Raw genomic sequence first — 7,880 nt, 5'->3', positions numbered from 1 at the left:
CTGTACGAGATTGTAGAGAAGTGCGCCACCAAACATCAGGACGGAGATAGCCAGAATTGTTGCCAGCGCGGCTGTACGCCGTTTATAACGCAGATTAAGTAAACGCCCATCCATTGGAGCTGTCCTGATATCCCTGTTTTTTGGCCAGATACACGAATGTACCTTATACCCGGTGACTATATCGTTAGATGCATCAGAGTAATCCAGCCTAGTCGAAAACGAGCAGGATTCAACCTGCCCGCGATAGGTTTAATCTTTTATTCGGCGCCGATCACTTCAAGTCGGTCCACGCGCTGATAGCCACGAGGCAATTTATTGCCCCGACGACCACGCTCACCTCGGTAGTGTTCCAGATCCGCAGCCTTTAGCTTGTGATGCTGTCGTCCAGAATGCACAACCAGCATATCGTCAGCCCCCAGTACCGTTAATGCCACCAGCACCTCCTCCCCCGCAGCCGAGCGAGCAGATGGGATATTGATAATTTTATTCCCTTTACCCCGCGCTAACTCAGGCAGATCAGCGACTGGGAAGACCAACATACGACCCTCATTGGTCACCGCAGCCAGCAGCTTATTCTCTGTAGTTTCCAGATGCTGCGGCGTTAACACCTTGGCATTTTTGGGCAGCGTCAGAACCGCCTTGCCGTTTTTAGTTTTGCTGGTCATATCCGCCAATTTAGCGACAAAACCGTATCCCGCATCACTGGCCAGCAATACCCGGTCAGTATCTTTTCCTGCAACAGCGGCATCGATCGTCGCACCTTTTGGCAGGGTAATACGCCCCGTCACGGGTTCTCCCTGCCCGCGGGCTGACGGCAATGTATGTGTATCAACCGTATAACTGCGACCGGTAGAATCGATCAGGAGTGTAGGCTGATTCGTCCTGCTACGACAGGCGAGCTTGAACGCATCCCCCGACTTGTAATTCAGTCCGTGTGCATCAACATCATGCCCCTTCGCCGCCCGTACCCAACCCTGCTTAGAGATCACCACGGTAACTGGATCTGCCGTCAGCAGATCTTTTTCACTGAATGCCTGGGCTTCGCCGCGCTCAACGATAGGAGAACGACGTTCATCACCAAACTGTTCAATCGCTTCGCTGATCTCTTCTTTGATCAGTTTACGCATCAAACTGTCTGAGCCTAACGTCGCTTCCAGATACTTGCGCTCTTCATCCAGTTCTTCCTGCTCACCTTTGATCTTAAACTCTTCCAGCTTAGCAAGGTGACGCAGTTTCAGGTCAAGAATAGCGTTAGCCTGGATGTCGCTCAGCTTAAAACGATCCATCAACTCCTGTTTCGGATCGTCCTCATGACGAATGATCGCAATCACCTCATCAATATTGAGGAACGCCACCATCAAACCTTCGAGGATATGCAAACGGTCCAGCACTTTTTCTAACCGGTGCTGTAAACGGCGTGTTACCACGCTGGTCCGCCAGCCAAGCCATTCACCCAGAATCTGATGCAGGTTTTTCACCTGAGGTTTACCATCAACCCCAATCATATTGAGATTCACACGGTAAGAACGCTCCAGATCCGTCGATGCGAACAGATGCGCCATCAGCTGCTCAATATCCACCCGATTAGAGCGTGGTACGATCACCAGGCGCGTTGGACTTTCGTGATCAGATTCATCTCGCAGATCACTGACCATCGGCAACTTTTTCTGCTGCATCTGCTGGGCGATCTGCTCCAGCACTTTTGCGCCAGATGTCTGGTACGGCAACGCGGTGACAACAATCTCACCTTGCTCTTTTTCGTATACCGCTCGCATCCGCACCGACCCGCGTCCGCTTTCATAGAGCTTTCGCAACTCATGACGCGGAGTAATAATCTCAGCAGAGGTTGGCATATCCGGCCCAGGCACCATCTGGCAGAGGTCATCCAATGTGGCAGTAGGATTCTCCAACAGGTGAATACAGGCGCCACCCACTTCCCGCAGGTTATGCGGCGGTATATCCGTGGCCATGCCCACCGCAATACCCGTACCACCGTTCAGTAATACGTTCGGCAAACGTGCGGGTAATACTTCCGGCTCATTCAGCGTGCCATCAAAATTTGGAATCCAGTCAACTGTACCCTGAGCAACTTCTTTCAATAAGACTTGCGAGTAGGCTGCCAGGCGCGATTCGGTATAACGCATGGCGGCAAAAGATTTAGGGTCATCCTGAGAACCCCAGTTTCCCTGACCGTCGACCAGCGGATAACGATAACTGAACGGCTGCGCCATCAGCACCATCGCTTCGTAACAGGCCGAATCACCGTGGGGATGAAACTTACCCAGTACGTCACCCACAGTACGGGCCGACTTTTTGTGTTTGGAGGCAGCACTCAAGCCCAGCTCCGACATCGCATACACAATTCGACGCTGCACCGGCTTCATGCCGTCACCAATATGCGGCAGAGCGCGGTCGAGGATGACGTACATGGAGTAATCCAGATACGCCTTTTCGGTAAAGTCTCTCAGCGCAATGCGCTCACCACCTTCGGTAAACGTGGTTTCTACGCTCATCAGGATTCCTTAATTCTTATGACATCCGGCAGTAAACACTGCCACCTGCTTGTTCTTTTTGGCATCAGTTACAACCGGCATTTGCTCGGCTCACGATATAGGGATTAGGGCTGCCAGCATCAGGATCAGCTTCCTGATACTGCACATAGCATCCATTGTCACTATTGTCATAACCGATGCGCACCCGATTGTTCACGCTGGTATCAACAGTTAAGCCTGCAGAAGGCGCCAACCCGAGCAGATCCACGATATCGGCATGTCCCGCCGTACTGACACGCGCTTCGGGGTACCCATATTTAAGCTCCACAACCAAGCCGTCGATGACAACATCCTCATCATTACGGGCCTGATTTTGCACACTACGCAGTACCGCCTCGGCATGCACCAGATTCGCAATTGAGTGCAGTTTACCTTCAAGATGTTCCAACACAGATTCCCGCGCGTTATCACCAACATCGACAAAACGAGGCAGCGCCACCGCCGCTAAAATACCCAATAGCGCGATCACTACGACCAGTTCAACAATCGTAAATCCCTGTGCTGATTTCATGCTGTCAGACCTCTGCAAGGTTACCTTTGGACTCCAGCCACCCTTTGCGGTCACTGGAGCGTTTTTTAGCTAACAGCATATCCATCGTTTCATTGGTACCATCACCCGGCTCTACCATCAGCTGGACCAGACGGCGGGTATCGGGTGCCATGGTGGTTTCACGCAGCTGAGGCGGGTTCATCTCACCCAGTCCCTTGAAACGCTGCACCCCAACTTTTGCATTTTTGCGTTCAGAGCGGATACGTTCGATGATGCTGTCACGCTCATTGTCATCCAGAGCGTAATACACCTCTTTGGCAACATCGATACGATACAACGGCGGCATCGCCACATACACATGTCCCTCCGCCACCAGCGAACGGAAGTGACGGACAAACAAAGCACAGAGTAGCGTTGCGATATGCAAACCGTCAGAGTCAGCATCCGCAAGGATACAAATTTTTCCGTAACGCAGACCGTCGAGGTTATCAGAGCCCGGATCAACCCCAATGGCGACAGAGATATCATGAATCTCCTGCGACCCCATCGTATCCGGTGACTCCACCTCCCAGGTATTCAGAATTTTACCGCGTAGCGGCAAAATCGCCTGAAACTCACGTTCACGTGCCTGTTTCGCCGAACCACCCGCCGAATCACCCTCGACCAGAAAGAGCTCCGACTGCATGGCGTCACCACCCGAGCAATCCGCCAGCTTGCCCGGCAGTGCGGGCCCCTGAGTGACTTTTTTACGTATAACTTTTTTGTTAGAACGCTGTCGACGCTGGGCGTTAGAGATCACCATCTCCGCCAACTTTTCACCCTCTTCTACATGGCGATTGAGCCAGAGGGAGAATGCGTCTTTTAACGCTCCGGTGATAAAGCCAGCGACATGTCGGGAGGAGAGGCGTTCTTTTGTCTGCCCCGCAAATTGAGGATCACGCATTTTAGTGGACAGCACATAGGCACACTTATCCCAGATATCATCCGCCGTGAGCTTAACCCCGCGCGGTAACAGGTTGCGGAACTCACAGAACTCACGCATCGCTTCCAGCAAACCGGAACGCATGCCGTTCACATGGGTTCCCCCCTGCGCAGTCGGGATCAGGTTGACGTAACTTTCACACACCAGCTCGCCACCTTCCGGCAGCCATTGTACCGCCCACTCAACGGCGTCCTCTTCACCTTGCAAAGAACCCGAGAACGGTGCGGCAGGCAACGTTTCAAAAACCTGAGTTGCGCCCTGAAGATAAGCGGTCAGGCCATCCTCATAAAGCCACTCATCCTTTTCTTTCTCCGCTCCCGTCAAGTTGGTGAACGTCATTTTCAGCCCCGGACACAAAACCGCTTTCGCTCGCAGCATGTGTTTCAGGCGGGTCACACTGAATTTGGGAGAATCAAAATACTTAGGATTAGGAGAGAAACGCACCGTCGTACCGGTGTTTCGTTTACCGCAAGTATCAACCACTTCCAGATCAGAAACTTTATCCCCATCCGCGAAGCCAATACGGTAGACGTTACCGTCACGTTTAACGATCACCTCCAAGAGCTTGGAGAGTGCATTCACAACCGATACACCCACCCCGTGCAAACCGCCGGAGTATTTGTAGTTATCGTTGTTAAACTTACCCCCGGCATGCAACTTACAGAGGATCAGTTCGACACCACTCACCCCTTGCTCGGGGTGGATATCCACAGGCATACCACGGCCGTCATCGCTGACAGATACGGAGTGGTCTTTATGCAAAATAACATCGATCTGCTTGGCATGGCCTGCCAGTGCTTCATCCACCGAGTTATCGATCACTTCCTGCGCCAGATGGTTTGGGCGGTCAGTTTCGGTGTACATGCCTGGACGGCGTTTTACCGGGTCCAGTCCGCTGAGGACTTCAATCGCATCAGCTGTATATTCATTCGTCATCTATTAAATCCTTAACGACCGTGACGACTAACAGAGTGGATCAGCGGGCGGTAACACAACACGCCCTTCGCTGAACGCTAAAATTGCGGGGATCAGGTTCTCAAACTGGTCAAATCCATGACTGCCACCGGGCTGAACAAATTGCGGCGAGTGCGGATATTTATCCACAGCCTCACGGTAATCCAGTGTTTCATCTGCTGTTTGTGTCAGCAACAAGTAGCGGGAAGGGTCTTTTATCGTTTCACAGTTGATATCCAACAGCTGCTGAAGATGATCACGCGTCAACAGGTACTTCTCATGGGTGTAGAGGTTTTCGTTGTCACCCAACCAGGTTTCCAGCAGCGCATAAGGGCGCACAGCCGGATTGACCAATACCGTACGCAGGTTATCGTATCGCTCGGTCAGATGGGTGCTATAAAAACCACCCAATGAGCTACCAATCAGCAGTACGGTGCGGTCTGTATGCGCTGTAACAATGTTTTCAAGCTGTGAGATCGCCTGCGCAGGCCAGTGTGAGAGCTCCGGCACTTCATAGTCGGCGTCTACCTGATATTCACTCAGGTATCGGCCAAACAGTTGCGCTTTTATCGACGCGGGTGAACTGTTAAAACCATGTACATAGATAAACAGAGGTCTCTGCATCAATTGTCCTCAACCCTAGAATACTTGTCTTATCGGCCAGAAGTGTATTTTTTACAGTGCCAAGAACTGAGAGACGTTACCCGACACACTCTCAGGGTGCAACTGAGTCAACCGGGCGAACGGTTTCCGCCGTGATATCACCGTCGGGTCGCAGATGATAAACCCGGTAGGCCGGGCCTGTTAGGGCCGGGTCATCTTCTAACGTCACGCCAGAACACCCCGCTTTGTATTGCGGCGCAACAGCGGGAGAAGAAAAGAGTGCTATGCCTTTATGGTTCAGCGTCCATTGTTGATGGACATGCCCAAAAATAATACCGCGAACATGCGTGCTATTTTCCAAGAGCGGCCAGAATTTGTCCGCATTCTTCAAGGCAATCGCATCCTGCCAGACGCTCCCCAGAGCGAGAGGATTGTGATGCAACACCAACAAAAGATGCGTATCTTCCTGCGTATCAAGCTCGTTACGCAAACGCTGTATCTCGCTCGAGCTTAAGCTGCCGCTCCCCCGGCCATCGGGCGCTGCCGTAGAATTCAGAAGCACCACTCGCCAACCGCCCAGATCAACGGTATCGCGATTGAGTGCGACAGAACCGTATCGGCTCATCTCTTCAACGTTGTCATGATTACCGGGAATCCAAACAGCAGGCAATCCCAATGCATCGATATCCCGTGTTAATCGCTGATAGGCCACAGGCCCTGAGTGATGGACAAGATCTCCCGTCAGCATGAGCAAGTCTGCATCAAGATGATGAGCCTGGATATGTGCCAACACGCGATGCCAGCGCTGTTCAATCACAGCACCTTGAAGTTTTTCTGCGGGATCTGCCTGCAGGTGTATATCGGTAACCTGAAGTATTTTTTGCACGAATGAAGCGCCTTACTGAGCTAACCGATGAAGACGGGTTCCATAACATGCCCATGACTCAGGCAATGGGTGAGCCACTCCCCAAGATATTGGTTGAGTTGAACCTTCTCATCGGGCTGATACATCTGTTGATTTGGATAACGGTATACACCCGAAAGCTGGCTACGGCGCAGACAAACAACCTCTGCCGTTGTGGCGTCATGGTATAGCCGCACCACCAATACCGGAGCATCCAACCAAGGTGAATCGTGATCATGCTGCTGTGACACACGCAGCGTCGTGGTGTAGGTAAAGCGCTCTTCTACTTCCAGACGCAGACGTGCCTGATGCTCAGGCCAGCTCACGTAAAAACAACGCTCGTCAACCTCATCCATATCAGGCATTAACTTCATCAGGCGCATATAGTTGGCTTCACACTGAGCCGTCTGTTTGCGCAGGTCTGGTATATATTTACGCTTCATGGAGTTCTCTACGTACCTTCAAGTACGATTGTTCGAATCAACGTTATCTTAACGCAACTGGGAACGGGGGCATACCGGCCACACTTTTCATCAGGAGATATAATCAGTGTGGCATATCGCAGGGATGAACAGTCTGATCAAGCGGCAGGAATAAAACTTACTTCGATAAAAAAGTCACCGTATTCGGTGTTAAAAGGTAAGACGATGGTGGGCCCATTGGAGGAATGTTCAATCCGATGGTCTTTACCGCTGATCATAACAGGCACAGCCATGTCGAACTCAAATCCTTGTTCCGCTAACAACGCTTTCGCTCCGCCCGTCGCCATGTTCGTCAGTTCGCCGACCATATCAATCACGGTTTCATTCACACTGGAGACCTCCTCACCGAGCATCCGCTTTGTAATAGCGAAGATCACGGGCTCAGAAAATGAAACCGCAAATGAGCCTTTAAGCTGTTCCCCAGCCATACCAATAATGCCCGTCACCGCACCCGATGCAGTCGACGTTTTCTTGACTGTTGGTTTCCCTGGCTTGGATTCGATCTGAGCCATGGTGGTTAACACATTGGTCATCGACGTCAAAAACGGGTTAACAAATTCAGCTTTCATCATAGATCCGTCCATCGATTATGGTTTTACACTCGCTTCCCTATGAGTCTCCGGATGACCGGCTGGAAGAGCATGCACCAGTATAGGAGATACCTTGAAAATTTATCCACTCCACGCTAAATCGAATTTTTCCAACGTTCTTTCAGCTCAGATTGATTCAGCTGTAACCACTGCAACGCCATAATGGAAGCCGCGTTGTCGATCAGGCCCTCTCGCACCATGGCAAAAACCTGATCACAGGGTAAAACATGCACTTTGATATCTTCACCTTCAGATTCCAAACCGAACAATCCGCCCATTCCGGCACTATCGATCTGGGCACACAGCAGAGAGATATATTCGTT

General features: G+C 51.5%; 7 protein-coding genes and 1 pseudogene. All 8 read right to left on the bottom strand.

The genetic code is table 11. The features are described from left to right. Window positions 1–257: 257 nt before the first annotated feature. Window positions 258–2,513 carry a DNA topoisomerase IV subunit A gene (parC, locus tag ABYW01_RS09030; protein WP_372832197.1) on the bottom strand — a complete coding sequence of 752 codons (2,256 nt, stop codon included), beginning with the start codon at window positions 2,511–2,513 and terminating at the stop codon, window positions 258–260. A gap of 64 nt (window positions 2,514–2,577) precedes the next feature. After that, entirely contained in the window at window positions 2,578–3,063 is a 486-nt protein-coding gene (locus tag ABYW01_RS09025) for a Tfp pilus assembly protein FimT/FimU (RefSeq protein ID WP_372832195.1), read from the bottom strand. 4 nt (window positions 3,064–3,067) lie between these two features. Beyond that, window positions 3,068–4,960 (bottom strand): DNA topoisomerase IV subunit B, encoded by a 1,893-nt coding sequence (parE, locus tag ABYW01_RS09020; protein ID WP_372832193.1) that lies wholly within the window; start codon window positions 4,958–4,960, stop codon window positions 3,068–3,070. A 27-nt stretch (window positions 4,961–4,987) separates the two neighbouring features. Beyond that, entirely contained in the window at window positions 4,988–5,602 is a 615-nt protein-coding gene (locus ABYW01_RS09015; protein WP_372832191.1) for a YqiA/YcfP family alpha/beta fold hydrolase, read from the bottom strand. 91 nt (window positions 5,603–5,693) lie between these two features. Continuing rightward, window positions 5,694–6,467 (bottom strand): metallophosphoesterase, encoded by a 774-nt coding sequence (locus tag ABYW01_RS09010; RefSeq protein WP_372832189.1) that lies wholly within the window; start codon window positions 6,465–6,467, stop codon window positions 5,694–5,696. Between the two features lie 20 nt (window positions 6,468–6,487). Then, a complete protein-coding gene (locus ABYW01_RS09005) occupies window positions 6,488–6,928 on the bottom strand; it encodes a DUF1249 domain-containing protein (RefSeq protein WP_193951530.1) in 441 nt (146 codons plus the stop codon). A gap of 137 nt (window positions 6,929–7,065) precedes the next feature. Then, window positions 7,066–7,539: a chemotaxis protein CheX gene (locus ABYW01_RS09000; protein ID WP_372832188.1), complete on the bottom strand. Its 474-nt coding sequence runs from the start codon at window positions 7,537–7,539 to the stop codon at window positions 7,066–7,068. A 113-nt stretch (window positions 7,540–7,652) separates the two neighbouring features. After that, window positions 7,653–7,880 (bottom strand): annotated as a pseudogene (locus ABYW01_RS08995) (ADP-ribose diphosphatase); the annotation flags it as partial.

Origin of the sequence: Pontibacterium sp., from assembly GCF_041587635.1 — a bacterium.
In the GTDB taxonomy this organism is placed as follows: Bacteria; Pseudomonadota; Gammaproteobacteria; order Pseudomonadales; family Balneatricaceae; genus Pontibacterium.
The sequence above is the reverse complement of the archived record's forward strand: the minus strand, read 5'-3'. Positions and strand labels throughout refer to the sequence as shown.

What these genes read in the sequence shown, in the direction of transcription:
- parC (WP_372832197.1), bottom strand. Translation starts at nt 2,513, where the DNA reads ATGAGCGTAGAAACCACGTTTACCGAAGGTGGTGAGCGCATTGCGCTG.
- ABYW01_RS09025 (WP_372832195.1), bottom strand. Translation starts at nt 3,063, where the DNA reads ATGAAATCAGCACAGGGATTTACGATTGTTGAACTGGTCGTAGTGATC.
- parE (WP_372832193.1), bottom strand. Translation starts at nt 4,960, where the DNA reads ATGACGAATGAATATACAGCTGATGCGATTGAAGTCCTCAGCGGACTG.
- ABYW01_RS09000 (WP_372832188.1), bottom strand. Translation starts at nt 7,539, where the DNA reads ATGATGAAAGCTGAATTTGTTAACCCGTTTTTGACGTCGATGACCAAT.
- ABYW01_RS09015 (WP_372832191.1), bottom strand. Translation starts at nt 5,602, where the DNA reads ATGCAGAGACCTCTGTTTATCTATGTACATGGTTTTAACAGTTCACCC.
- ABYW01_RS09005 (WP_193951530.1), bottom strand. Translation starts at nt 6,928, where the DNA reads ATGAAGCGTAAATATATACCAGACCTGCGCAAACAGACGGCTCAGTGT.